21 protein-coding genes and 1 tRNA gene are annotated in these 25023 nt (G+C 66.9%); 18 read left to right on the top strand and 4 right to left on the bottom strand.

The window, feature by feature from the left end; genetic code table 11:
- The first annotated feature begins 155 nt into the window (after positions 1 to 155).
- The 11 genes from ACFYO1_RS24855 to ACFYO1_RS24805 all read left to right on the top strand — a co-directional run bounded on the left by ACFYO1_RS24855 (position 156) and on the right by ACFYO1_RS24805 (position 12072).
- Positions 156 to 1700: an anthranilate synthase component I gene (locus ACFYO1_RS24855; protein ID WP_387235496.1), complete on the top strand. Its 1545-nt coding sequence runs from the start codon at positions 156 to 158 to the stop codon at positions 1698 to 1700.
- A complete protein-coding gene (locus tag ACFYO1_RS24850) occupies positions 1697 to 2554 on the top strand; it encodes a TIGR02234 family membrane protein (RefSeq protein ID WP_387235493.1) in 858 nt (285 codons plus the stop codon). Before ACFYO1_RS24855 ends, ACFYO1_RS24850 begins: the two co-directional genes overlap by 4 nt.
- Before the next feature lie 183 nt (positions 2555 to 2737).
- Positions 2738 to 3556, top strand: a complete 819-nt coding sequence (trpC, locus tag ACFYO1_RS24845; protein WP_387235490.1) for an indole-3-glycerol phosphate synthase TrpC — start codon at positions 2738 to 2740, stop codon at positions 3554 to 3556.
- A complete protein-coding gene (gene trpB, locus ACFYO1_RS24840) occupies positions 3553 to 4815 on the top strand; it encodes a tryptophan synthase subunit beta (protein ID WP_387235487.1) in 1263 nt (420 codons plus the stop codon). Before trpC ends, trpB begins: the two co-directional genes overlap by 4 nt.
- Before the next feature lie 73 nt (positions 4816 to 4888).
- On the top strand, positions 4889 to 5689 hold the full coding sequence (trpA, locus tag ACFYO1_RS24835) for a tryptophan synthase subunit alpha (protein ID WP_387235484.1): 801 nt from the start codon (positions 4889 to 4891) through the stop codon (positions 5687 to 5689).
- A gap of 60 nt (positions 5690 to 5749) precedes the next feature.
- Positions 5750 to 6967 (top strand): prolipoprotein diacylglyceryl transferase, encoded by a 1218-nt coding sequence (gene lgt, locus ACFYO1_RS24830; protein WP_387235481.1) that lies wholly within the window; start codon positions 5750 to 5752, stop codon positions 6965 to 6967.
- A gap of 247 nt (positions 6968 to 7214) precedes the next feature.
- Entirely contained in the window at positions 7215 to 7724 is a 510-nt protein-coding gene (locus ACFYO1_RS24825) for an NINE protein (protein ID WP_387235478.1), read from the top strand.
- A 281-nt stretch (positions 7725 to 8005) separates the two neighbouring features.
- A complete protein-coding gene (locus tag ACFYO1_RS24820) occupies positions 8006 to 8734 on the top strand; it encodes an amino acid ABC transporter substrate-binding protein (RefSeq protein ID WP_387238535.1) in 729 nt (242 codons plus the stop codon).
- A 12-nt stretch (positions 8735 to 8746) separates the two neighbouring features.
- A complete protein-coding gene (locus ACFYO1_RS24815) occupies positions 8747 to 9415 on the top strand; it encodes an amino acid ABC transporter permease (protein ID WP_387235475.1) in 669 nt (222 codons plus the stop codon).
- Between the two features lie 327 nt (positions 9416 to 9742).
- Positions 9743 to 11161 (top strand): pyruvate kinase, encoded by a 1419-nt coding sequence (pyk, locus tag ACFYO1_RS24810; RefSeq protein WP_387235472.1) that lies wholly within the window; start codon positions 9743 to 9745, stop codon positions 11159 to 11161.
- A gap of 95 nt (positions 11162 to 11256) precedes the next feature.
- Entirely contained in the window at positions 11257 to 12072 is an 816-nt protein-coding gene (locus ACFYO1_RS24805; protein ID WP_387238532.1) for an acyl-CoA thioesterase, read from the top strand.
- Between the two features lie 73 nt (positions 12073 to 12145).
- Here the strand turns inward: ACFYO1_RS24805 and ACFYO1_RS24800 are convergent, their stop codons facing one another.
- The 4 genes from ACFYO1_RS24800 to ACFYO1_RS24785 form a co-directional block, all read right to left on the bottom strand.
- Complete coding sequence (locus ACFYO1_RS24800; protein WP_387235470.1) at positions 12146 to 12565, bottom strand: hypothetical protein; 420 nt, start codon at positions 12563 to 12565, stop codon at positions 12146 to 12148.
- A 131-nt stretch (positions 12566 to 12696) separates the two neighbouring features.
- Positions 12697 to 13317 (bottom strand): low molecular weight phosphatase family protein, encoded by a 621-nt coding sequence (locus ACFYO1_RS24795; protein ID WP_387235467.1) that lies wholly within the window; start codon positions 13315 to 13317, stop codon positions 12697 to 12699.
- 247 nt (positions 13318 to 13564) lie between these two features.
- Positions 13565 to 14080 carry a monooxygenase family protein gene (locus tag ACFYO1_RS24790; RefSeq protein WP_387235464.1) on the bottom strand — a complete coding sequence of 172 codons (516 nt, stop codon included), beginning with the start codon at positions 14078 to 14080 and terminating at the stop codon, positions 13565 to 13567.
- 2367 nt (positions 14081 to 16447) lie between these two features.
- Positions 16448 to 16531 (bottom strand) — tRNA-Leu (locus ACFYO1_RS24785).
- 224 nt (positions 16532 to 16755) lie between these two features.
- On the opposite strand from ACFYO1_RS24785, the gene ACFYO1_RS24780 reads away from it, so the two are divergent.
- The 7 genes from ACFYO1_RS24780 to ACFYO1_RS24750 all read left to right on the top strand — a co-directional run bounded on the left by ACFYO1_RS24780 (position 16756) and on the right by ACFYO1_RS24750 (position 25023).
- Positions 16756 to 17373 carry an ANTAR domain-containing response regulator gene (locus ACFYO1_RS24780; RefSeq protein ID WP_150406672.1) on the top strand — a complete coding sequence of 206 codons (618 nt, stop codon included), beginning with the start codon at positions 16756 to 16758 and terminating at the stop codon, positions 17371 to 17373.
- A 288-nt stretch (positions 17374 to 17661) separates the two neighbouring features.
- Complete coding sequence (locus ACFYO1_RS24775; protein WP_387235460.1) at positions 17662 to 18864, top strand: branched-chain amino acid ABC transporter substrate-binding protein; 1203 nt, start codon at positions 17662 to 17664, stop codon at positions 18862 to 18864.
- 113 nt (positions 18865 to 18977) lie between these two features.
- A complete protein-coding gene (locus ACFYO1_RS24770) occupies positions 18978 to 20015 on the top strand; it encodes a branched-chain amino acid ABC transporter permease (RefSeq protein WP_387235457.1) in 1038 nt (345 codons plus the stop codon).
- 73 nt (positions 20016 to 20088) lie between these two features.
- Entirely contained in the window at positions 20089 to 21513 is a 1425-nt protein-coding gene (locus ACFYO1_RS24765; RefSeq protein WP_387235454.1) for a branched-chain amino acid ABC transporter permease, read from the top strand.
- The gene (locus tag ACFYO1_RS24760; RefSeq protein ID WP_387235451.1) at positions 21510 to 22505 is read left to right on the top strand and encodes an ABC transporter ATP-binding protein; all 996 of its coding nucleotides are present in this window, start codon (positions 21510 to 21512) and stop codon (positions 22503 to 22505) included. The genes ACFYO1_RS24765 and ACFYO1_RS24760 overlap by 4 nt, the downstream gene beginning before the upstream one ends.
- 89 nt (positions 22506 to 22594) lie before the next feature.
- Positions 22595 to 23290: an ABC transporter ATP-binding protein gene (locus ACFYO1_RS24755; protein ID WP_387238529.1), complete on the top strand. Its 696-nt coding sequence runs from the start codon at positions 22595 to 22597 to the stop codon at positions 23288 to 23290.
- Positions 23291 to 23343: 53 nt separating this feature from the next.
- Complete coding sequence (locus ACFYO1_RS24750) at positions 23344 to 25023, top strand: DUF885 domain-containing protein (protein ID WP_387235448.1); 1680 nt, start codon at positions 23344 to 23346, stop codon at positions 25021 to 25023.

Below are 25023 nucleotides of genomic sequence, written 5' to 3'. Positions count from 1 at the left end.
TGGAACGGAGCGAGCATAGAGACGCCCGTCACAGCGTCAGCGAGGGCATGAGAACCGGGCGGTCGTGTTTGTGACGGATGTGACTCGCGGAGGTCGGATCGACCCGTCCGGGGTGCGCCGCATGGGGTGTCGGTGCTGCCTGGGATGATGTGACCATGCAAGGCGCGTCGACTCCCACCACCACGACCCGGGCCCAGTTCCATCTGCTGGCCGCGGAGCATCGAGTGGTCCCGGTGACCCGAAAGGTGTTGGCGGACTCCGAAACTCCGCTCTCCGCCTACCGCAAGCTGGCCGACGATCGGGCGGGCACGTTCCTGTTCGAGTCGGCGGAGAACGGACGATCGTGGTCGCGCTGGTCGTTCATCGGCGCTGGTAGCCCGTCCGCGTTGACCGTGGTCGACGGTGCGGCCGCCTGGCTGGGCAACATTCCGGTGGACGCGCCCGCGGGCGGCGATCCGCTGCTCGCGCTGCGCGAAACCCTCGAACTGCTGAAGACCGAGCGGCTGCCCGGACTGCCCCCGCTCACCGGCGGCATGGTCGGCTACCTCGGCTACGACGCGGTGCGCCGGATCGAGCGGCTGCCGAACCTCGCGCACGACGATCTGCAACTGCCCGAAATGGTGCTGCTGCTCGCCACCGACCTGGCCGCGTTCGACCACCACGAGGGCGCGATCACGCTGATCGCCAACGCGGTCAACTGGAACGGCACCGCCGAGCGGGTGGACGAGGCCTACGACGACGCGGTCGCCCGGCTGGACCGGATGACCGAGGCGCTCGCCGCGCCGGCGGCGTCGACCGTGTCGGTGTTCGATCGGCCCGAGCCGGAGTTCCGCCGCCGCCGCACCACCGAGGAGTTCGGCGTCGGCGTGCGCAGGCTGGTCAAGGAGATCGAGGCGGGCGAGGCGTTCCAGGTGGTGCTCTCGCAGCGCTTCGAAATGGACTACGGCGGTGCGCCGCTCGATCTCTACCGGATGTTGCGCGCATCGAACCCGAGCCCGTACATGTACCTGCTGCACGTCCCGGACGGCGACGGCGGCACCGCGTTCTCCATCGTCGGCTCCAGCCCGGAATCGCTGGTCACGGTGAAAGACGGGGTGGCGACGACGCATCCGATCGCGGGCACCCGCTGGCGCGGGGCCACCGAGGAGGACGACCTGCTGCTGGAGAAGGGCCTGCTGGCCGACGAGAAGGAGAACGCCGAGCATCTGATGCTCGTCGACCTCGGCCGCAACGACCTCGGCCGGGTCTGCGAGCCGGGCACCGTGCGGGTCACCGAGTATCGGCACATCGAGCGCTACAGCCATGTGATGCACCTGGTTTCGACGGTGTCGGGCCGGCTCGCCGCGGGCAAGATCGCGCTCGACGCGGTGCGCGCCTGTTTCCCGGCCGGGACGCTGTCCGGTGCGCCGAAGGTGCGGGCGATGGAACTCATCGAGGAGCTCGAGCCGACTCGGCGCGGCGTCTACGGCGGCGTCGTCGGTTATCTCGACTTCGCCGGTGACGCGGACACCGCGATCGCCATCCGCACCGCGCTGCTGAAAGACGGCACCGCCTACGTTCAGGCGGGCGCGGGCATCGTCGCCGACTCCGATGCCGAATACGAGGACCTCGAAGCCCGCAACAAGGCGATGGCGGTGCTCAAGGCGATCGCCGCGGCGAAGACCGTACGCGCGTACGGCGCGAAGGGCGACGACGCATGACGGCAGGTCCCAGCGACGGCGCCGACCCCGTCGACCCGGCGAACGCCGGGACCGAGCCGGGACCCCGAGCCGAGAGTTCACGACTCGATTCCGGCAGGACGACCCCCGACCCTGACCTCGTCACTGCCGATACCGCGGGCGGGGAGCAGGCCGAACCTGCCACGCGGCGTAAGTCTCCCGTGGGCGCGCTGGTTCTGCTGGCCATCGCGGCCGCCGCGCTGTGGGCGTCCTCGCGGATGACCTGGGTGACGGTCGCGTCCACCGACGGCCTCACCGAACCCCGCACCGACCGGCTCAACGGCGGCGTCTGGTTCGGCGCGCTCACCCCGCTGGCCCTGGTGCTGCTGGCGTCCGTCGCCGCCGTGCTGGCCACTCGCGGCTGGTTGCGCCGCGTGCTGGGGGTGATCATCGCGTTGATCGCCGCGGTAGCCGCGGTTCCGGCCTTCGCGTTGCTCACCAACTCCGGCAAGATCGCCGAACGGGCCGCCAAGCTCGCCGAGCTCCCGGCGCGGGCGCAGGTGGGGGAGGCGACGACCTCGATCTTCCCGGCCGTGCTCGCCTTGGCGGGCGCGCTCGCGGCCTTCGCGGCGGGCGGACTGCTCGCCCGGATGCCGCAGGAAACCGCCCGCATGTCCGGCAAATACGACAACCCGGCCTTCCGCCGCGCCGCCGCCACCGAGCAGGTGGCCAAGCAGCGCAACGAGACCGGTGCCGAGCCGGGTTCGGCTCCACTCTCCGAACGCGTGCTCTGGGACGCCTTGGACGCGGGCACCGACCCGACCGAGGACGCCGGGAACATCGGCGGGCGGGCCGGGGATCCGGACACCGGCGAGGCAGGCGGACGTGTCCGCTGAGCTATTCGGCCCTGGCAACTGTGGTGGCGCACACCTTGCGCACGGACTGGTTGCCTGGTCCACAACACGACCCGGCGCAAACGCGGCCGGTAGGTCCATTTATTCTTGGTCAGCATCGGTGAGACAGCGCCTGGGGAAATTCTCAGGCAGCAAGTCCGTCTCCCCAGAAAGGATTCGAGCCAGATGACGGTACTCGACTCGATTCTCGACGGGGTCCGCGCGGATGTGGCCGCTCGGGAAGCCCTCCTCGATTTCCAGGCGATCAAAGCGGCCGCCAAGGCGGCGAGCAGCCCGCTCGACGCGCGCGCGGCACTCCTCGAAGACGGCATCGGCGTGGTCGCCGAAGTGAAGCGGGCCAGCCCGTCCAAGGGCGAACTCGCCGATATCCCCGACCCGGCCAGCCTGGCCAAGGCGTACGAGGACGGCGGCGCCCGGATCATCAGCGTGCTGACCGAAGGCCGCCGCTTCCACGGGTCCCTGGAGGACCTGGACGCGGTGCGCGCCACGGTGAACATCCCGATCCTGCGCAAGGACTTCGTCGTCGGGCCGTACCAGATCCACGAGGCTCGCGCGCACGGCGCCGACGTGATCCTGCTGATCGTCGCGGCGCTGGAGCAGGACGTGCTGTCCTCGCTCATCGACCGCACCGAATCGCTCGGCATGACCGCGCTCGTCGAGGTGCACACCGAGGAGGAGGCCGACCGCGCGCTCGAGGCCGGCGCCTCGGTGATCGGCGTGAACGCCCGCAACCTCAAGACCCTCGAGGTCGACCGGGACGTGTTCGCCCGGATCGCGCCCGGCCTGCCCACCGAGGTCATCCGGATCGCCGAATCCGGCATCCGCGGCACCGCCGACCTGCTGGCCTACGCCGGTGCGGGCGCGGACGCCGTGCTCGTCGGCGAAGGCCTGGTGACCAGCGGTGATCCGCGCGCGGCCGTGTCCGAACTGGTGACCGCGGGCACCCACCCGTCCTGCCCGAAGCCGGCGCGGCGGGGCCGGTGACCGGGGTGACCGAACTGCCCAAGGCCAGCGACGGCGTCGCCCACCGCAGCCCACACGAGCCCGACACCGGCGGCCACTTCGGCGTCTACGGCGGCAGGCACGTGCCCGAGGCGCTGATGGCGGTCATCGAAGAGGTCACCGCCACCTACGAGAAGTCCCGGCTCGACCCGGACTTCTTGAACGAGCTGGACCGGTTGCAGCGCGACTACACCGGGCGTCCGTCGCCGGTGTTCGAATGCACCCGGCTCGCCGAGCACGCGGGCGGCGCGCGCATCCTGCTCAAGCGCGAAGACCTGAACCACACCGGGTCGCACAAGATCAACAACGTGCTCGGTCAGGCATTGCTGGCCAAGCGCATGGGCAAGACCCGGATCATCGCGGAAACCGGTGCCGGCCAGCACGGCGTCGCTACGGCCACGGCGTGCGCGCTGCTCGGCCTGGACTGCGTCATCTACATGGGCGCCGTCGACACCGCGCGGCAGGCCTTGAACGTGGCCCGGATGCGGCTGCTCGGCGCCGAGGTCATCTCGGTGACCACCGGCTCGCAGACGCTCAAGGACGCGATCAACGAGGCGCTGCGCGACTGGGTCAGCAACGCCGACGACACCTACTACTGCTTCGGCACCGCCGCGGGCCCGCACCCGTTCCCCATGCTGGTGCGCGACTTCCAGCGGATCGTCGGCCTGGAGGCCAGGGCGCAGGTGCAGGAATCCACCGGCAGGCTGCCCGACGCGGTCGTCGCCTGCGTGGGCGGCGGCTCCAACGCCATCGGCATCTTCCATCCGTTCCTCGACGACACCGACGTCCGGCTGATCGGCTACGAGGCGGCCGGTGACGGCGTCGAAACCGGCAGGCACGCGGCCACTTTCACCGGCGGCACGCCCGGCGCGTTCCAAGGCGCCTACTCGTATCTGCTGCAGGACGAGGACGGCCAGACCATCGAGTCGCACTCGATCTCCGCCGGTCTGGACTACCCCGGCGTCGGCCCGGAACACGCCTACCTCAAGGACATCGGCCGCGCCGAATACCGCCCGATCACCGACACCGAGGCGATGGACGCGCTGCTGCTGCTGTCCCGCTCCGAGGGCATCATCCCGGCGATCGAGTCCGCGCACGCGGTGGCCGGCGCGCTGCAGCTCGGCAAGGAACTCGGCCCGGGCTCGATCATCCTGGTGAACCTTTCCGGTCGCGGCGACAAGGACATGGATACTGCGGCGCGGTGGTTCGGGCTGCTCGATGAAGGGGCAGTTCAATCGTGAGGGAGCGCAGCGAGCGAACCATGGGTACAGCGTCTATGGCGTCGACTGCGCCGAGCGTTAGCGAGGTGCAGTCGTGAGCCAGCAGTCTCGCCTCGCCAATACCTTTGCCGCCGCTCGCGGTGAAGGGCGTGCCGCGCTCATCGGCTACCTGCCCGCGGGCTACCCCGACCTGGCCGGTTCCATCGAGGTCGTCCGCGCCATGGTCGAATCCGGTTGCGACATCATCGAAGTCGGCGTCGCCTACTCCGATCCGGTGATGGACGGCCCGACCATCCAGGCCGCCGCCGATCAGGCGCTGCGCGGCGGGGTGCGGGTGCGCGACGTGTTCTCCGTGGTCGAGGCGATCACCTCGGCGGGCGGGCAGGCCGTGGTGATGAGCTACTGGAACCCGGTGCTGGCCTACGGCGTCGACCGTTTCGCGCGCGACCTCGCCGGTGCCGGCGGCGCGGGCATCATCACGCCGAACCTCATTCCGGACGAGGCCGACGACTGGTTCGTCGCCTCGTCTACACACAACCTCGACCGCATCTTCCTGGTCGCGCCGTCCTCCACCGAGGAGCGTCTGGTGAAGACCCTGGAGGCCTCGCGCGGATTCGTGTACGCGGCCTCGACGATGGGTGTCACCGGCGCCCGCGATGTGGTGTCGTCCGCGGCGCCCGCGTTGTGCGCGCGGATCCGAACGCACTCCGACATCCCGATCGGCGTCGGCCTCGGCGTCCGTTCGGGTGTGCAGGCGGCCGAAATCGCTTCCTACGCAGACGGAGTCATCGTCGGCTCGGCTTTGGTGACCGCAGCGGGCGAGAGCCTGGACGCGGTCCGCGCGCTGACCGCGGAGCTGGCCGAGGGCGTGCGTTCGGCGACTGTCGCCTCCTGAGTACGTGCCCGACGGTGCGGTGGTTCCAGCGCCGGTGAGGTTCTCCGCTACGGTGGCCCCGTGACCTTACGAGTCCTGGCGTACATACCCAGCCCCCCGCAGGGCGTGTGGCACATCGGTCCTTTCCCGTTGCGGGCCTACGCGCTGTGCATCATTCTCGGCATCATCGTCGCCATCTGGTGGGGTGAGCGACGCTGGCGCGACCGCGGCGGACAACAGGGTGCGATCCTGGACGTCGCGATGTTCGCGGTGCCGTTCGGCCTGGTCGGCGGGCGGCTCTATCACGTCGCCACCGACTGGCAGAAGTACTTCGGCCCGGACGGCGACCCCAAGGCCGCGCTGGAGATCTGGAACGGCGGCCTCGGCATCTGGGGCGCGGTGCTGCTCGGCGGCGTCGGCGCCTGGATCGGCTGCCGGGTGTATCGAATCCCGTTGCCCGCGTTGGGCGATGCCATCGCCCCGCCGATCCTGCTGGCGCAGGCCATCGGCCGGCTCGGCAACTACTTCAACCAGGAGCTCTACGGTCGCACGACCGACCTGCCGTGGGGCCTGGAGATCTTCTTCCGCTACGACGACAACCTGAAGCCGGACGCGATGAACGGCGTCTCCAACGGCGTCGTGGACAAGGTCGTGCACCCGACGTTCCTGTACGAGCTGATCTGGAACGTGCTGATCGTGGTGCTGCTGGTGCAGCTGGACAAGCGCTACCGGATCGGGCACGGGCGGCTGTTCGCGCTCTACGTCGCGGGTTACAGCTTCGGCCGCTTCTTCGTCGAGCTGATGCGTGACGACGAGGCGACCAAGATCGCCGGCATCCGGATCAACTCGTTCACCTCCGCGCTCGTATTCCTCGCGGCCATCGCCTATTTCGTGTTCGCGACGAAGGGGCGCGAGACCGCCGAGCAGTTGCAACCGAGCAAGGAGCAGCGCCCCTGGCCGTGGCAGATCAGCGCGCTGCGCGCGGCGGGCACGGCGAACGCGACTGCGGACACGGTTGTGCTGGAGGGGGATTCGGCCACCGAAACCGACGGCTCCACGGCCACGGACACACTCGGGACCGGTGAGCCGAGTGGGACGGCGGACGCCGGGCCGGATGCAGACTCCGCTGAAGATGTCGATTCCACCAAGGACGCCAGGGCGGACGCCGATTCCACTGCGGGCGCCGACTCCCCGAAGGACGCCGACGAGACCGCCGAAGTCGGCATCGACCCGGCAACCGAGAGCACAACCGAGGCGACCGCCGCGTCGAAGAAGTCCACGGACCCGGACAAGTCCTGAATACAACGGCGCCGCCGCTGATTACGCGGCGGCACCGCTGTCGCTGCCACAGGTTTGCTCCGGATTTTCCGCCGCCGATAACAATGCCGCATCACCTGCGATAACCCGGGGGAATGCCGAACGTTCCGGGGCGACAAATCATCGCGCTCCGACCACAATGTCTCGTGATCGTCGCGAGCATCTCCGCGCTCGGCAGATCGATCAATGCCGGGCAGTGGGTGCCCAGCACGAATGATGGAGGACATTGGTGACCGACCCCTACCAGCAGAACAACCCAGGATTCGGCGGGCCGCAGTACGGTCCGCCCGGCACGGGGCCGGATCTGAACAAGCCACAGGACACCGCGGCCCTGCCGCAGCAGTTCGACTCGCAGCCCTACGCCCAGCCGTCGGACCCGTACGCCCAGCAGCCCCAGTACGGCCAGCCCAACCCATATGGCCAGCAGCCCGGCGGCTACCCACCGGCCGGCTTCGGCCCGCAGGGCTACAACCCGAACGACCCAGAAGCCCCCTGGGGCCGCGACCAGTTCGGCGCCCCGTTCTCCGACAAGCAGAAGCTGATCGCCGGCCTGCTGCAAATCTTCCTCGGCAGCTTCGGCGTCGGCCGCTTCTACACCGGCCACACCGGCATCGCCATCGCCCAGATCGCGGTCACCTGGCTGACGTGTGGCTTCGGCGTCATCTGGCCGATCGTCGACGGCGTCCTGATGCTGGTCGGCAAGGTACCCGACAGCGACGGCCGCCCGTTGCGCGACTGAGCACACCGATAGCCGACGGGCATCGCCGATCCGGCGGTGCCCGTTCGCCGTTCCCACCCGCGCTCTGCGGTGGAATAGCTGGTCCGAGCCCCGGGAAATAGGGGCAGGGCCGAGCGACGCGCCCTCGAATTCGGCGAGTACAACCCTTTCGCGCACCATGATCAATATAGGGTCCATCGGATAAGTCCCGGCGTAGCATGAGCCGGATTTGCGTGTTGTGCGTGGGATGTCCGCGTACCGAAGAGAGGGAACCCGTGCGTCGCAAGCTGTTCGCCGCCGCCATGCTCGCCATCGTCGCCGCCACCGGGCTCACCGCCTGCGGTAGCAGCAGCGATCCGAACGTGTTGAAGGTCGGCACCGAAGGCACCTACTCCCCGTTCAGTTTCCAGGGCTCCGACGGCAAGATCACCGGATACGACATCGAGGTGATCCAGGCCGTGGGCGACAAGCTCGGCAAGAAGGTCGAGTTCGTGCAGACCCCGTGGGACGCCATCTTCGCCGGCCTCGAGTCCAAGCGCTTCGACCTGGTCGCCAACCAGGTGACGATCAACGACGAGCGCAAGGGCAAGTACGCGCTCTCCGCCCCGTACACCACCTCCGACGGCGTGATCGTCACCCGTGCCGACAACAACGCCATCACCACCCTCGCCGACCTCAAGGGCAAGACCTGCGCCCAGTCCGCGACCAGCAACTGGGGCAAGGTCGCCACCAACGCGGGCGCGAAGGTCGAGGCGGTGGAGGGCTTCGTGCAGGCCATCCAGCTGCTGAAGAACGGCCGCGTCGACGCCACCGTCAACGACACCCTGGCCGTCGCCGAGTACACCAAGAAGACCGGCGACACCGGCGTCAAGGTCTCCGGCAAGACCGGCGAGACCAGCAAGCAGGCGTTCGCCGCGCGCAAGGACGACGCGCTGATCAAGGACGTGGACAAGGCGCTGACCGAACTGCGCGCCGACGGCACCCTGGCCAAGATCTCGGACAAGTACTTCGGCACCGACGTCAGCAAGTAGCCGACGCCGTCCATGGATGCCGCTACCAGGGAACTGATCTGGCACAACCTGTGGCCGATGCTGCAGGCCACGCTCAAGATGACCATCCCGCTCACGGCGGTCAGCTTCGTCATCGGCTTGGCCATCGCGCTGTTCGTCGCGCTGGCCCGGATGTCGCCGGTGTGGCCGCTGTCCGCGCTCGCCCGGTTCTACATCTCGATCATCCGGGGCACGCCGCTGCTGGTGCAGTTGTTCATCGTGTTCTACGCGCTACCGCAGTTCGGGCTGGTGATCGACCCGTTCCCGGCGGCGGTGATCGCGTTCAGCCTCAATGTCGGCGGCTATGCGGCGGAGATCGTGCGCGCGTCCATTCTCAGCGTGGCGAAGGGGCAGTGGGAGGCCTCCCAGGCCTTGGGCCTGACGTATCCGCAGATGATGCGGCTGATCATCCTGCCGCAGGCCTCGCGCATCGCGGTGCCGCCGCTGTCGAACACGTTGATCTCGCTGGTGAAGGACACCTCGCTGGCCTCCACCATCCTGGTGACCGAGCTGTTGCGCGTCGCGCAGCTGGCGGCCGCGCCGACGTTCGACTTCTTCGCTCTCTACGGCGTCGCGGCGATCTACTACTGGGTCATCTGCCTGATCCTCGGCTTCGGCCAGACGAGACTCGAGACGCGCCTCGCGCGGCACGTGGCGACCTGATCGATCCCTTCGCGCGCGAACCCCGGCCACCGTCCGATCGGTGGCCGGGGTTCTTGCGTGCCGGGCCGCCGATCTGTCTCGATCCATGACACGGCAACATCTGAAACAGCGATGCTCCAGCTATCTGTTTTTGCGCGATTCGACATCGAAATTATCTACCAACGAGTAACATTCGATTGCCGTTGTTTCAAATAGGTGGCGCTGGCCAGGGATGTTGCGCAATGCGTAACGACTTGGAGGTTTCACCAAGTCGCGGTTCATTTTTTAACTCAGCTTTCACCTGGGGCACAGGCGGCCCCGGGCACCGGTCGGGACTAGGCTCTACCCGTGATGCGACGGACGAAGATTGTGTGCACGCTCGGCCCGGCTACTGCCTCCGAGGACCGTATCCGCGAACTCGTCGAGAGCGGCATGGACGTGGCTCGACTGAACTTCAGTCACGGCGAACACGCGGATCACGCAGAGAACTACAAGAAGGTGCGCGCCGCCTCCGATCACCTGGGTAGAGCGGTCGGCATTCTCGCCGACCTCCAGGGACCGAAGATCCGGCTCGGCCGATTCATCGAGGGCAAGACCGTCTGGGCGACGGGCGAAGAGGTCAGGATCACCGTCGACGAGGTCGACGGCACCCATGACCGGGTTTCGACCACCTACAAAGAACTCGCGCAGGACGCGAAGGCCGGCGACCGGCTGCTGGTCGACGACGGCAAGGTCGGGCTGACCGTCATCCGGGTGGACGGCAACGACGTCGTCTGCCGGGTGACCGAGGGCGGGCCGGTCTCCAACAACAAGGGCGTTTCGCTGCCGGGCATGGACGTCTCGGTGCCCGCGCTGTCCGAAAAGGACATCGAGGACCTGGAATTCGCGCTGAAGCTCGGCGTGGACTTCATCGCGCTGTCGTTCGTGCGGTCCCCGTCCGATATCGAGCTGGTCCACGACGTCATGGACAAGGTCAACCGCCGGGTGCCGGTGATCGCCAAGCTGGAGAAGCCGGAGGCGATCGACAACCTGGAAGCCATCGTGCTCGCGTTCGACGCGGTCATGGTCGCCCGCGGCGACCTCGGCGTCGAACTGCCGCTCGAGCAGGTCCCGATCGTGCAGAAGCGGGCCATCCAGATGGCGCGCGAGAACGCCAAGCCGGTGATCGTGGCGACCCAGATGCTGGAGTCGATGATCGAGAACTCGCGCCCGACCCGGGCCGAGGCCTCCGACGTGGCGAACGCGGTGCTCGACGGCGCCGACGCGGTGATGCTCTCCGGCGAGACCTCGGTCGGCGCCTGGCCGATCGAGACGGTGCGCACCATGGCGCGCATCGTGCACGCGGTGGAGACCGAATCGACCCGCGTGCCCCCGCTGACCCACGTGCCGCGCACCAAGCGCGGAGTCATCTCCTACGCCGCCCGCGACATCGGCGAGCGGCTCAACGCCAAGGCGCTGGTCGCGTTCACCCAGTCCGGTGACACCGTGCGCCGCCTGGCCCGGCTGCACACCCCGCTGCCGCTGCTGGCGTTCACCCCGCTGCCGGAGGTGCGCAGCCAGCTCGCGCTGACCTGGGGCACCGAGACCTTCATCGTGCCGATGGTGGACACCACCGACGCTATGATCCACCAGGTCGATGTAGCACTGCTGTCCATGGAGCGATACCAAAAGGGTGACCTCGTGGTAATCGTGGCCGGCTCCCCGCCGGGTACGGTCGGTTCCACCAACCTGATCCACGTGCATCGCATCGGTGAGGAGGATCACTAGCTGTGAACAGTTCTCTTGGAGGGTCGGTCGTCGATTCGTCGGCGGCCGGGAAGTCTGATCTGGACGTTTTACTCGGTCTGCTCGATCTGCAGCAGATGGACGAGGACGTGTTCGTCGGGCAACATCCGGAGAAGGTGTGGAGTCGCACGTTCGGCGGCCAGCTCGTCGCGCAGGCGATCATCGCGGCGGGCCGCACGGTCGGTGACCGTCCGGTGCACGCCGTCAACGCGCATTTCGTGCGCGGCGGCGATCCGAAGAAGCCGATCGAGTACCGGGTGGACCGGCACCGTGACGGCCGCGCGTTCGCCAACCGCACCGTCACCGCCCTCCAGGACGATCAAGAGCTGTTCGTGATGCTCGCGGCGTTCCAGGACTGGCACAAGGGGCTCGAGCACGGGCACCCGCTGCCCGAGGTGCCGGACCCGGAGTCGCTGCCGCGCATCGAGGAGACCTTCGTCGGCTTGGAAGACAAGCTGGAGATGTTCATCAAGGCGCCGCACCCGATCGACATGCGCTACACCAACGACCCGGCCTGGATCATGAAGGGCACGGGGGAGCGGCTCAACCACAACCGGGTGTGGATGCGCACCGACGGGCGGCTGCCCGACGATCCGCTGCTGCACGTCGCGACGCTGGGTTATTCGTCCGACACCACGGTGCTGGACTCGATCATCACCACGCACGGGCTGTCCTGGGGTCTGGACCGGATTGTTGCGGCGACGGTGAACCATTCGATCTGGTTCCACCGGCCGTTCCGGTTCGACGACTGGGCGCTCTACGCCACCGAGTCCCCGGTCGCCTCGGGCTCGCGTGGGCTGGCGACCGGTCGTTTCTTCTCCCGCTCCGGGGAGCTGCTCGCGACCACCGTGCAGGAGGGGCTGATTCGGCACTTCCCGGCGCGGGGCAAGTAGCCGCACCGCTGAACTTCGCCGCATCCGTTTCCCGAGTCGTCGGGAAGCCGGTGCGGCGCAGTCGTTTCCGGGGTCAGATCCGTTCGCGCTCGATGTCGATGTCCAGGTCCGCGCGCTGCCTGGCGCGGATGGAGAACGGGATGTTCTGGCCGGGCTCGGTGCGCGCGGCGCCGTAGATCCCGTGCAGCAGTTGCTGTTCCAGGCCGGCCATATCGGCGTCGGTGAGTTCGTCCGGCGCGCCGACCAGGCTGAGCGCGATCTCGTAGGTGCCGCGTTCACCCGTCTCGTCGCCGGGATGCTCCATCCGCCACTGGGTTTCGAGGGTGACGTGCGTCGGATCGTCGGTGTCCACCGGGAGCGTGAAGCGCCACGCGAACACCTCGCGGTCCTGCAGGTGGTCGTCCACAACCTCGCGCACGGTCTCGACGACTCGTTCGAGGGTTTCCGGTGTCACATACACATGGAGCGAAACATCCGAAATGCGTTTCGGCATGTCTATTCCTGTCGTGTGTCGAACCAGCAACGGTGGAAGTTGGTGTCCGCGGGAGTGTAATACGTCCGGCCGGGAAATGGACATAGCAGCTCTGCATTGCTGTGTCGGAGAGCGGTATTTGGGTCGAAAGACTACCTGATGCGGTGCGCCGCCAGAAAGGACGCCAGCGGTGGGGAAGTCTCGCCGGGCTCGATGACCAGGCCGGGACGTTCGTCGGCCACCGGCCGCTGCTGCTCGTGCGGGGCCAGCGCGAGCAGCAGCGGCACCAAGGCCTCCGCGATCCGGTCGCCGACCTCGCAGTAGGCCTGCTCGGACAGCCCGACCGGGTCGGTGATGTTCTCCCGGCCGACGATCGACAGATCGTTGCGCGCCCGGTGCAGTTCGGCGATCGAGCGGGCGCCGGTCACGTGCGCGATCCGGTGCGCTTCCAGGAGGGTGAAGGTGCGCGAGGCGACGCCGAAACCCATCTCGCTCACCGTGTCGCGGATCTGCTGCGTCATGGTCAGCACCAGATCGGCGTTGTCGACCATCTCGTCCTTGAGCCGGCGCGCCTTGAAACCGCTCGCGTCCGCCCCGAGCCCCTCGATCGCCTGCGCGGCCAGCGGCTCGGCCGGAAAGCCGACCAGGGCACGGGTTCCAGCGCTCTCCGCGGTCAGATTCGGCAGGCCGTGTTCGACCGCGAGCGCGCGGGTGAGGCGCTCGGCAATCACCGAACGGCAAACATTGCCGTTGCAGACGAACAGGACGTGCATAGGAATACGGTAAACGTTCGATAACACCGCCGATGGCCGAAAACCTCCGAAAACCACGGTCTAGACCAATATTTCATCTACAGGTCAGATGCCGTACACGAATGGCGGCGCACATGAGGTGTGCGTCGCATTTGCCGATGATCATGTTCGACTGTGTCCCTGTGCACTTACCCCGCGGCGGGATCATCGAAACGCAATGTTGTGATTGCCCTGTGATATGCCGGTACAGCCGATCATAGGACGACCGCTACTGGTCGAGTTCGCCGCCGTAGTAAGACTTTTCGTCCACCACCGGCGCCACCTTGGGCGGCTGATCATGCACTCGGCCCCGGGTGGAGAACATCCGCCCGCGTGAGGAGACCACCGGCGCGAACCGCGTCATCCCGGTCACCGTGCCCATGTCGTCGTACATCGCGTCGATCCCGCCCCGCATGAAGTACGCCTCGTGCCAGAACCCCGTGCCCCCGGCGTCCTGCAGGAACTTCTGCCACCAGTCCCGGTGCGGCGCCGACCGGGTCCACGCCTCCAGGCTGTCCAGATCCCGCCAGTATTGCCGGGCTCCCCAGTGCGGCGGAAACAGCGACCAGATCACGTCCTCGTGCGACAGCAGCCCATCCGGCCGATCCTGATGCGACCGATATAGTTTCGGCCCCAGCCCGAGCAGCCGCAGGATGCCGCGCGGCTTGTGCACCCGCATCCCGAGATAGATGACGACCAGATCCGGATACTCACCCAGATCCACCGTATTCCTGCTCACCCGCATCGCAACCTCCGCTGATTTGGGCGTCCTATTGCCACCCTACGCGCGTGAATACGAGGCAAGCGCGCGAACAGTTCGATGCGCTGCGGATGCCATTCCCGGTTCATGCCTGCAACGACGCTCGGTCCGACAATGCCGCAGCCCGATGCCAGGCGGCCGTGCCGTTGAACGAGAAGCCCAGATGGCGTCATCGAACGGTTCGGCTGGTTAGTACGACACGGTCGCGGTGGTCGTCCCGACGACGGTGTCGAACGTGACGATTCGCCGCTCCTGGAAAGCTCCAAGACGTAAAGCGCACGGCCATCGAAGCCGCCGACGCGGCCTCTGCGCTCGGCGGACGCAGCGATACCTCGGAGAATCGCATCGCGCTGGACGAGGTGGAAGAGGTGGCCACCGCGACTGTCCAAGCGATTGGCTGGCTCGAGCGATCCTGCGCGCGGACACCTTGCGCTGACAAAGGATTCGAGGGGTACGACGTGGCTCTGTACGGCGCGGTGGACCGTTTTGGAACGCGGACGAGGGTCGCTTTGGAACCCGCACGAGGATTCGCGCAATTTCGCTGAAAACCCCTGTGCTCCAACGTTTCCAGTCGGTGGCGTGACATAGAGTGTTGGCACCTCCAGCCGAGGGGCGATGGACCTAGTCCAAACATCGCGCCCAGGATGGAGGTGGTGGGGAATGGCGAAACATCGCCGGGCAAAGAGCAAAGCCCCGGTCGACTACGGCATCTTGCTCGTTACAGCTGCCGTGGTCGCCGGGGCGCTCGTGCTAGTCCGCTGGTTGAGGGGCTAGGAGACCCACCAGGTGGGGCGTCGCAGCAACGGCGTCCCACCGCCCAGCATCACTCACGTGACGCTTCGATATTACTCGACTGCGAACGAATCGGCGTGATTCGACCCAAAACGCGAGTCAGCACGACCAGAGGTTGGCAGTCTTACCGGGCGATGCCTGACCCGACGCCAAGGGATCGCCTGCCCCGGTCCGCCCGAGCCGGTCGGCACCGCGTCGGATGCTGCGACTTGCACCCGCGAACGCTTCCCGCCGTGCCAGTTGCCCAAAACCGTCACAGCCGCACGGCTTTTGACATCCGCACGCGTGTCAGCGCGGCAAGTCGGTGTGCGGGAAATCAAAAAGCGTGCGGCATCCACCACAACGAGACAAGTCCGCACCCTGACACAGGCTGACCGGCCCCCAACGCCCAGTCAGCCTGCAGCGCCCAAGCATGCAGCGAATCGCAAACATCTCCATAATCGCAACGCCCCGGATCGTGGCACCTGGAGGATCGCGGCACGCAAGGAATGCGGCACCCTGAGGAACGCTTCACCCCAAGGGATGCGGCACTGAAGGAACGCAGCACCCATGATTGCAATGCCCCGGATCGCCTCACCCCATGATCGCAACGCTCCGGATCGCAACACCTCAACGAACGCTATGCCCTGCCGGATGCCGAAGGGGTCACGTCGCCCGGGACCGTCCGAGCCGGTTCAGCGCCGGGTCGGATGCTGCGACTTGCACCCGCGAACGCTTCCCGCCGTGCCAGTTGCCCAAAACCGTCACAGCCGCACGGCTTTTGACATCCGCACGCGTGTCAGCGCGGCAAGTCGGTGTGCGAGAAATCAGAAGGTGTGCGGGAAATCAAAAAGCGTGCGGAAACCACCACAACGCGACAAGTCCGCGACCGGATACAGGCTGACCGCCCCTCAACGCCCAGCCAGCCCGCAGCGCCCAAGCATGTGGCGGATCGCAACATCTCCATAATCGCAACGCCCCGGATCGCGCCACCGCGAGGATCGCAGCACAGCAAGGACGTGCGGTCCTCATGAAGCATCACCCCGAGGAATGCGGCACACAAGGAACGGATCGCCCCACGATCGTATCGCCCCGGGTAGCAACCCCCGTGATCGCAACGCCTCGGAATCGTGGCACGCCAAGGATCGCGGCTTCGTAAGGATGGCGGCACCTCGTGGAATGCGGTACCCAGAAAACGCAGCACCCCAAGGAATCCGGCACCGCCCCGGATAGCAACCCCATGATCGCCGCGCCTCGGATCGTGGCATCGCAAGGATCTCGGTATCTCGGGTATTGCGGCCTCAACGATCGCAGCACCCAATGACCGCATCGCCCCTGATGGCAACCGCCGTGATCGCCGCGCCTCGGATCACGGGACCTCAAGGAAATGCGGCACCCCGTGATCGCAGCACCCAATGCTCGCAAGTCCCGAAATCGCAACACCCCAACGAACGCAACCACTGGAAGGGGGTTCGGGGGGCGAAGCCCCGCCGAGCGGGGCCCGGGGGTTGCACCCCCGGAAAAAATGACGAGACGACCCCGGTTCGCGTTCTCCGCGAACAGGGATCGCCCATCGTCGAGTGCCGAGTGTGGGACTCGAACCCACACGTCCTTTCGGACAACGGTTTTTGAGACCGTCGCGTCTGCCAGTTCCGCCAACCCGGCGCACCGGGAGGAAATGATAGCGGGTGGGGCGGCCTGGTACCTAACCGGTTGCTCGGTAACGCGCGGCCGGGCGGTTTGCCCTGGGTATATGCGTTCTATGCCGAAGTGAAAGGTACTCTTTACATCACTCGATAGCGCGGTGGTGAGGTCGATGGTCGGCTTGTTGGACCAACGTCCACCCTTCGGCGTGTCGGGACAGGCATCTGAACCAGAGGGGTCTACCTATGAGTACAGCAGCAGGGGGCGCAAGCACTAAGCGCGACGCGGGGGCGAAGCGGGTTGTCGTCGCGGAGGATGAGGCGCTCATCCGGATGGACCTGGTCGAGATGCTGACCGAAGAGGGTTACCTGGTTGTGGGTGAGGCCGGCGACGGCCAGCAGGCGGTGGATCTGGCGGTGGAGCATCGCCCGGATCTGGTGATCATGGATGTGAAGATGCCGCGCCGGGACGGTATCGATGCGGCGGCCGAGATCGCGTCGAAACGGGTTGCGCCGGTGGTGATTCTGACGGCGTTCAGTCAGCGCGATCTGGTCGAGCGGGCACGCGACGCCGGCGCGATGGCGTATCTGGTGAAGCCGTTCACCAAGTCGGATCTGGTGCCGGCGATCGAGTTGGCGGCGAGCCGTTTCCATGAGATCACCGCGCTGGAGGGCGAGGTGGCGAACCTGTCCGACCGTCTGGAGACCCGCAAGCTGGTGGAGCGGGCCAAGGGCGTGCTGATGCAGACGCAGGGGCTGTCCGAGCCGCAGGCTTTCAAGTGGATTCAGCGGACCGCGATGGATCGCCGGACTACGATGAAGGCCGTCGCCGAGGTCGTGCTGGAGAACTTGGCGCCCAAGTGAGCGGCCGGGTCCGCTGAGCGGACCCTGAAGGTAGGGCACGGCGTGTCGAAGGTCTGCGTCCGTCTGAGCCGATTAAGCGTGGATTTTACGCGGGTGAAACGCAATCGTGAACAAAAATTCGACACGATGTCGCGTTCATGATCCGAATGTGATGCGGAACTAACGTATGAACGCTAAGTTCTGACCGGGTCGACGTGGTCGGCCCCCTCGGTGATCCCGGGGGAGCACAGGACTTAGAGGTGAAACGTGCTTAGTTCGACATGGCACAGTCGTACGACGCGAGGTGTTTTGGCTATCGGCGCTGCCGCCGCGCTGGTGCTGACCGGATGCAGTGACAAATCGACCAGCACCGGTGGGACGGATACGTCCGGCACCAGCGGCGCGGCCGGGCTGTCCATCCAGCCGGTGGCGCAGGTAGACATCAACGGCAAAGAGGTGCCGAAGACGGACCCGGCGAAGGCCGCCGACCCTGCCGGTGACGGCAAGGCGACCTGCCCGGCCGGTACGACCATCGCCTTCGCCGGCGCGTTGACGGGCCCGAATGCCGCGCTCGGGATCAACATTCAGATGGGCGTCAAGCTGGCGCTCGATCAGCACAACAAGGCCAACGCGGGCTGCAAGATCGAACTGAAGTCGTTCGACACCGAGGGCGACCCGCAGAAGGCCACCCAGGTCATTCCGCAGGTGGTCAACGACAAGTCGATCATCGGCCTGGTCGGTCCGGCGTTCTCCGGCGAGACCAAGGCGACCGGCAAGATCCTCAGCGACGCGGGCCTGGTCTCGGTGACCTCCTCGGCCACCAACGCGACGCTGACCCAGAACGGCTGGACCACCTTCTTCCGCGGCCTGGCCAACGATGACGTGCAGGGTCCGTCCGTGGCGAAGTACCTGACCGGCACCGCGGGCTACAAGAAGGTCTGCGTCGTCCAGGACAACAGCGACTACGGCACCGGCCTGGCGAAGAGCATCACCGACGGTCTCGGTTCCGCGGCCGACGCGGCCTGCTCGTCCAGCATCAAGACCGGTGACAAGGACTTCTCCGCGACGGTCACCAAGATCGCCTCGGCCAACGCCGACGCCGTCTTCTACGCCGGCTACTACGCCGAGGGCGCGCCGCTGGCCCAGCAGCTGAAGTCCGGTGGCTTCAAGGGTGTCTTCATCGGCCCCGACGGCGTGAACGACCCGCAGTTCCTGTCCCAGGCCGGCAGTGCGGCCAAGGGCGCGACGCTGACCTGCCCGTGTGGTCCGGCCCCGGAGAAGTTCGCCAAGGACTACCAGGCCTTCAACGGCCAGGCGTCCGGCGTGTACTCGGTGGAGGCCTACGACCTGGCCACGATCCTGGCCAAGGGCATCGACGGTGGCAAGGTCACCCGTCCTGACCTGCTCGACTTCGTGAAGTCCTACGACGGTGCCGGCCTCGCGCGCCAGTACAAGTGGAACGCCAACGGCGAACTGAGCAACGCGTTGATCTGGATCTACACGGTCAAGTAACCCACCCGAACGATCGCGCAGCACGTACCGGGGTTCGCGCGAATCCCAGTACGTGCTGCTGTGTCGTTAGGGGCGAATCTATGAGGGCGAATCGATGAGGGCGAATTAGCGAAATGACTTCAACGGCATTAACCGGCGCTGTACAACTCGCCGGCGGATCAATCGACTTCAACTATGAAGGAGTGATCCACGATTTCTGGCGACTGACCGTCGACGGATTGTCCTACGGTGCGATCTACGCGCTGGTTGCTGTGGGCTACACCCTGGTCTACGGCGTTTTGCGGCTGATCAATTTTGCCCATTCGGAAATATTCATGCTCGGCTTGTTCGGCCAGTATGTCGGGCTGATGTTGCTCGGGTTCTCGCCCAGCGGTGATGTCTACTCCCAGGGCATCATCCTCACCATTACCTATCTGGCGTTGGCCATGATCTTCGGCATGGCGGTATCCGGCGCCGCCGCGGTCGGATTGGAGCGCGTGGCCTATCGGCCGCTGCGCAGACGCGGCGCCAAACCACTGATCTTTCTCATCACCGCGATCGGCGCCTCGTTCGTGATCCAGGAGGTGGTGCACTTCGTGCTGCCGAAGATCTGGCCGAGCCTGGGCGGCACCAACGCCCAGAAGCCGATCATGCTGGTGGAGCCGACCAAGCAGTTCAGTTTCGGTGGCGCGGACATCACCAACGTGACGCTCGTGATCATCGGCGCCGCAGTCATTCTCGCGATCGCCACCGAACTGCTGATCAATCAGACGAAGTTCGGCCGCGGCATCCGGGCGGTCGCGCAGGATCCCGATACCGCGACGCTGATGGGCGTCTCGCGGGAGCGGATCATCATGCTCACCTTCCTCATCGGCGGCGTGCTCGCCGGTGCGGCCGCGCTGCTGTACGCGCTCAAGATCCCGAACGGGATCATCTATTCGGGCGGGTTCATCCTCGGCATCAAGGCGTTCAGCGCCGCGGTGCTCGGCGGCATCGGCAACCTGCGTGGCGCGCTGCTCGGCGGCCTGCTGCTCGGGCTGGCGGAGAACTACGGTCAGATCCTGTTCGGCACCGAATGGCGTGACGTGGTCGCGTTCGTGGTGCTCGTGCTGGTCCTGATGATCCGCCCGACCGGCATTCTCGGTGAGAGCCTCGGGAAGGCACGAGCATGAGTGAGCGAAGCGAACGAATCATGTCACAGTGTGCCTCGCGCATGACGGAGCCGAGCGCTAGCGAGGTGGAGTCATGAGTGAGACGAAAACCCTTACCCCGCCGACCAAGCCGGAACGGCCGATGCACGGCGTCGGTGACAGCCTGCGTGCCTGGTGGGGAGGATTGTCCCGGCCGGCGCAGTGGGCCGTCGGCGTCCCCGCCATCATCCTGCTGGCCTTGCTTCCGTTGTTCCCGCCCCCTTTCCTCGACACTCCCGGTACCAGCTTCGGCGGCGTGATGGCGCAGTTCGCCATGTACGCGCTGCTCGCGGTCGGCCTGAATGTCGTTGTCGGACAGGCGGGTCTGCTCGATCTCGGCTATGTCGGCTTCTATGCCGTCGGCGCGTACACCGTCGGCCTGCTCACCAGTCCCAACAGTCCGTGGAATCAGACGGACGGCGGCTGGCTGAGCGAGGACTGGGCCTGGCTGGCCTGCCTGCCGCTGGCGGCGGCGGTCACCGCGGTCTCCGGTCTGATCCTGGGCACCCCGACGCTGCGCTTGCGCGGCGACTACCTGGCCATCGTGACGCTCGGCTTCGGCGAGATCGTCCGGCTGCTGGCCGACAACCTCGGCGACGTGACCAACGGCAGCCTCGGCCTGTCCGGCATCGCCTACCCGCACATCGGCGAGTCGGAACACAAGCAGAACGGCGTGTTCTCCTCCGGCAATGTCGGAAACTCGGACAGCTCCAACATCTTCGACAAGGCGAACGCCGGCACCTGGTGGTTCTGGGTCGGCATGATCCTGGTGATCATCGTCCTGCTGATCGTCGGCAACCTGGAGCGCAGCCGGGTCGGCCGGGCCTGGGTCGCGATCCGCGAGGACGAGGACGCGGCCGAGATCATGGGCGTGCCGACGTTCAAGTTCAAGCTGTGGGCGTTCATGATCGGCGCCGCGGTCGGCGGCCTGTCCGGCGCGCTGTACGCGGGTCAGGTGCAGTTCATCAACCCGACCGGGTTCAACATCATCAACTCGATGCTGTTCCTGTGCGCGGTGGTGATCGGCGGGCAGGGCAACAAGCTCGGCGTGATCGTCGGTGCGTTCATCATCGTGTACCTGCCGAACCGGCTGCTGTCGGTGCAGGCTGTCGGGCAGACCGCGGTCGGCTGGCTGCTGATCGTGTTCAGCATCGCGGTGCTCGTCGCGTTGATCGTGTTCTGGCGCAGGTGGGCTCGTGATCAGGAACGACCGATCAGACTGGGTTACGTGGCCGGGTCGATCGTGGCGGTTGTGGTGCTGCTCGTTCTGCTCGGCAACGTGCTGAAGTTCCACGAACCGGGCGCGCAGTCGCTCGGCGACTACAAGTATCTGTTCTTCGGTATCACGCTGATGGTGGTCATGATCTTCAAACCGCAGGGCCTCTTCCCGGTCCGGCAGAAGCTGCTCGCCTACGGGCGTCAGGTGTACCAGGCCGTGCGCAAGCCGTTCGGCGACGACGCGATCGGGGCGACCCGATGACCGGCCCGGGCGCCGGTGGCGCGCTGTTCGACAACGAGGACATGGCCGCGGGCTACGCGGCCGAACCCGAGACCGAACCCAGTGCCGGCGTGGTCGACCTGACCGCGGTGATCCCGGACCTGGCCGACGCGGAAACGGTCGCGGAGGTCGTCGCCTCCAGCCGGGAGATCGAAACGGCCGTCGGCGCGCCGCTGTTGCGCACCGAGGACCTGACCGTGAAGTTCGGCGGCCTGACCGCGCTGGACTCGGTGAGCTTCGAGATCCGCCGCGGCGAGATCCTCGGCCTCATCGGACCCAACGGGGCGGGCAAGACCACCTGCTTCAACGCGATCACCGGTGTCTACCGGCCCGCGTCCGGCACGGTGTACTTCGACGGCGCGCCGCTGACCAAGACCAAGCGCAACGCCATCACCCGGTTGGGCATCGCGCGCACCTTCCAGAACATCCGGCTCTTCGGCGAGATGACCGCGCTGGAGAACGTGGTGGTCGGCACCGACGCCAGGCACAAGACCTCGGTGCCCGGCGCCATCTTCCGCACCACCCGGCACCGGCGCGAGGAGCACGACGCGATCGAGCGGGGCATGGCGCTGCTCGAATTCGTCGGCATCGCACCGAAAGCCGTGGAGAAGGCGCGCAACCTGTCCTACGGCGATCAGCGTCGGCTGGAGATCGCCAGGGCGCTGGCCACCGAGCCGAAGCTGCTCTGCCTGGACGAGCCCGCCGCCGGGTTCAATCCGAGCGAGAAGTCGGCGCTGATGGATCTGATCCGCAAGATCCGCGACGACGGGTTCACCGTGCTGCTGATCGAGCACGACATGCGCCTGGTGATGGGCGTGACCGACCGGATCGTGGTGCTGGAGTTCGGCCGCAAGATCGCGGACGGGCTGCCCGCCGATATCCGGGAGGACCCCGCGGTGATCGCCGCCTATCTCGGTGTGCCCGACGACGGCACCGAGTCGGGGACGGCAAGCGCGCACGGGACGGACGGGTAGGAGCAGCGATGGCATCGCACAGAGAACCGGATCAGCAGACCGCCGACGTGACCAAGGGCGGTTCGGACGCGCTGCTCGAGGTCACCGACATGGTCGTCAACTACGGCAGAATCCAGGCGCTGCACGGGATTTCGCTGTCCGTGGCGGCCGGTGAGCTGGTCACCCTGCTCGGCGCGAACGGCGCGGGCAAGACCACCACCATGCGGGCGCTGTCCGGGCTGCTGCCGCTGACCCGCGGCACGATCATGTTCGAGGGTCGCGACATCACCCACATGAAGGCGCACGAACGGGTGGGCGAGGGTCTGATCCAGGCGCCGGAGGGCCGGGGTGTGTTCCCCGGCATGACGGTGCAGGAAAACCTCGACATGGGTTGCTACGGAAGGCCGTTCAAGCAGAAAGCGGAATACGCCAAGACCCTGGACTGGGTGTTCGAGCTGTTCCCGCGGATGGCCGAGCGGCGCAAGCAGGTCGGCGGCACGCTTTCCGGCGGCGAGCAGCAGATGCTCGCCATCGGGCGCGCGCTGATGGCCCGGCCGCGGCTGCTGTTGCTGGATGAACCGTCGATGGGCCTGGCGCCCATGATCATTCAGCAGATCTTCCGGATCATCTCGGAGATCAACCAGCAGGGCACCACGGTGCTGCTGGTCGAGCAGAACGCCCAGCAGGCGCTCTCGCGCAGCGACCGCGCCTACATCATGGAGACCGGCGAGGTCACCAAGACCGGCTCCGGCCGGGAGCTGCTCACCGATCCGTCGGTGAAGTCGGCTTACCTCGGCGTCGGATAGTCACGGTGTAAACCCCAGTGCCGCAAGGCCGCCCTCGAGGCATGATCGAGACCATGAATGGTCATGATGAGCTGACAGGTCTGGCCGAGCGGTACTGGGACACCTTCCTGGAGGCCAAACCGAGCGACGCGACATTGCTCGGCGATCGGCGGTTCGACGACCGCATCGAGGATCTGTCCGCCGCGGCCGACGAGCGGTTGCTCGCGACCTGGCGCGAGTTGCTGGGCAAGGTCGACGCGCTCGACGCCGGGCAACTCGACGAGACCGATCGGGTCACCCGCAGCCTGCTGCGCACCGAATTGACCGGGGTGATCGAGCGGCTGGAATGGCGGCCGCTGGAGCTGGCCTCCGATCAGATGGAGGGCGTGCACGCCTACCTGCTGACGATGGCGCCGCAGACCAACGCGCCGACGCCGGGCAGCGCGCGGGCACTCGTGCTGCGGTTCCGGCAGTACGGCGACATGCTGGGGCAGGCGGTCGAGCGGTTCCGCGCCGGCCTCGCCGCGGGTCGCACGCCGCCCCGGATTACCCTCGAACGGTCGCTGAACCAGCTCGACAGCTACCTGGCCTCGGAGCTCGCCACGGATCCGTTCGTCACCTTCGCCGGGCCGCCGGACTGGGACGGCGAAGCGTTCTGGCGGGCCGAATTGACCGATGTGGCAAGGGATATCATCCGTCCGGCGTTCCAGGCCTATCGTGAGGTGCTGTTCGACGAGTTGCTGCCCGCGAGCCGCTCCGACGACCAGCCCGGGCTGTGCTGGCTCGGCGACGACGGTGAGGACATCTACCGCCGTCAGCTGCGTTACCACACCACCCTGCCCGATCTCGGCGCCGAGGAGATCCACGAGCTCGGCCTGGCCGAACTCGAGGCACTGCGCGAGGAGTACGCGACGGTCGGCGAGCGGCTGTTCGGCACCGCCGAGCTCGGTCCGATCTTCGCCAGGCTGCGCGACGATCCATCGCTGTGTTACGTCGACGGCGAGCAGATCATGTTCGACGCGCGGCACGCGCTCGCCGCGGCGAACGCCGAGATGGGCAACTGGTTCGGCCGGCTGCCCAAGGAATCCTGCGACATCGTCGCGATGCCGGACTTCCTCGCCGCCGACGCGCCCGCTGCCTACTACTTCCCGCCCGCCGCCGACGGGTCCCGTCCCGGCACCTACTTCGTCAACACCTATCACCCCACCGGTCGTGGCCGGTTCGAGACCGCCGCGGTCGCCTTCCACGAGGCCATCCCCGGCCACCATCTGCAACTCACCATCGCCAACGAGCTCGACCACCTGCCCCGTTTCCAACGCCAGTCCTACGCGAACACCGCGTTCGTCGAGGGCTGGGCGCTCTACACCGAGCGTCTCGCCGAGGAAATGTCGCTGTACGAGGACGATCTCGGCCGCCTCGGCATGCTCGCCGGGGACTCCCTGCGCTCCTGCCGCCTGGTCGTCGACACCGGGCTGCACGCCAAAGGCTGGACCAGGCAGCAAGCCATCGACTTCATGGTCGCCAACGCCCCCGCCGGCCTCGCCGAGATCACCACCGAGGTCGATCGCTACATCGGCATGCCGGGCCAGGCCGTCGGCTACAAGGTCGGCCAGCTCGAAATCCGCCGCCAACGCCTCACCGCGACCGAACGCCTGGGCAGCGCCTTCGATATCAAGGCCTTCCACGACAAGGTCCTGGGCTCGGGCTCGGTCAGCCTGCCCGTCCTCCGCGAACTCGTCGCTTCTTTGCTGTGA

This window comes from Nocardia sp. NPDC006044, from assembly GCF_042871115.1.
Lineage (GTDB): Bacteria > Actinomycetota > Actinomycetes > Mycobacteriales > Mycobacteriaceae > Nocardia.
The sequence above is the reverse complement of the archived record's forward strand: the minus strand, read 5'-3'. Positions and strand labels throughout refer to the sequence as shown.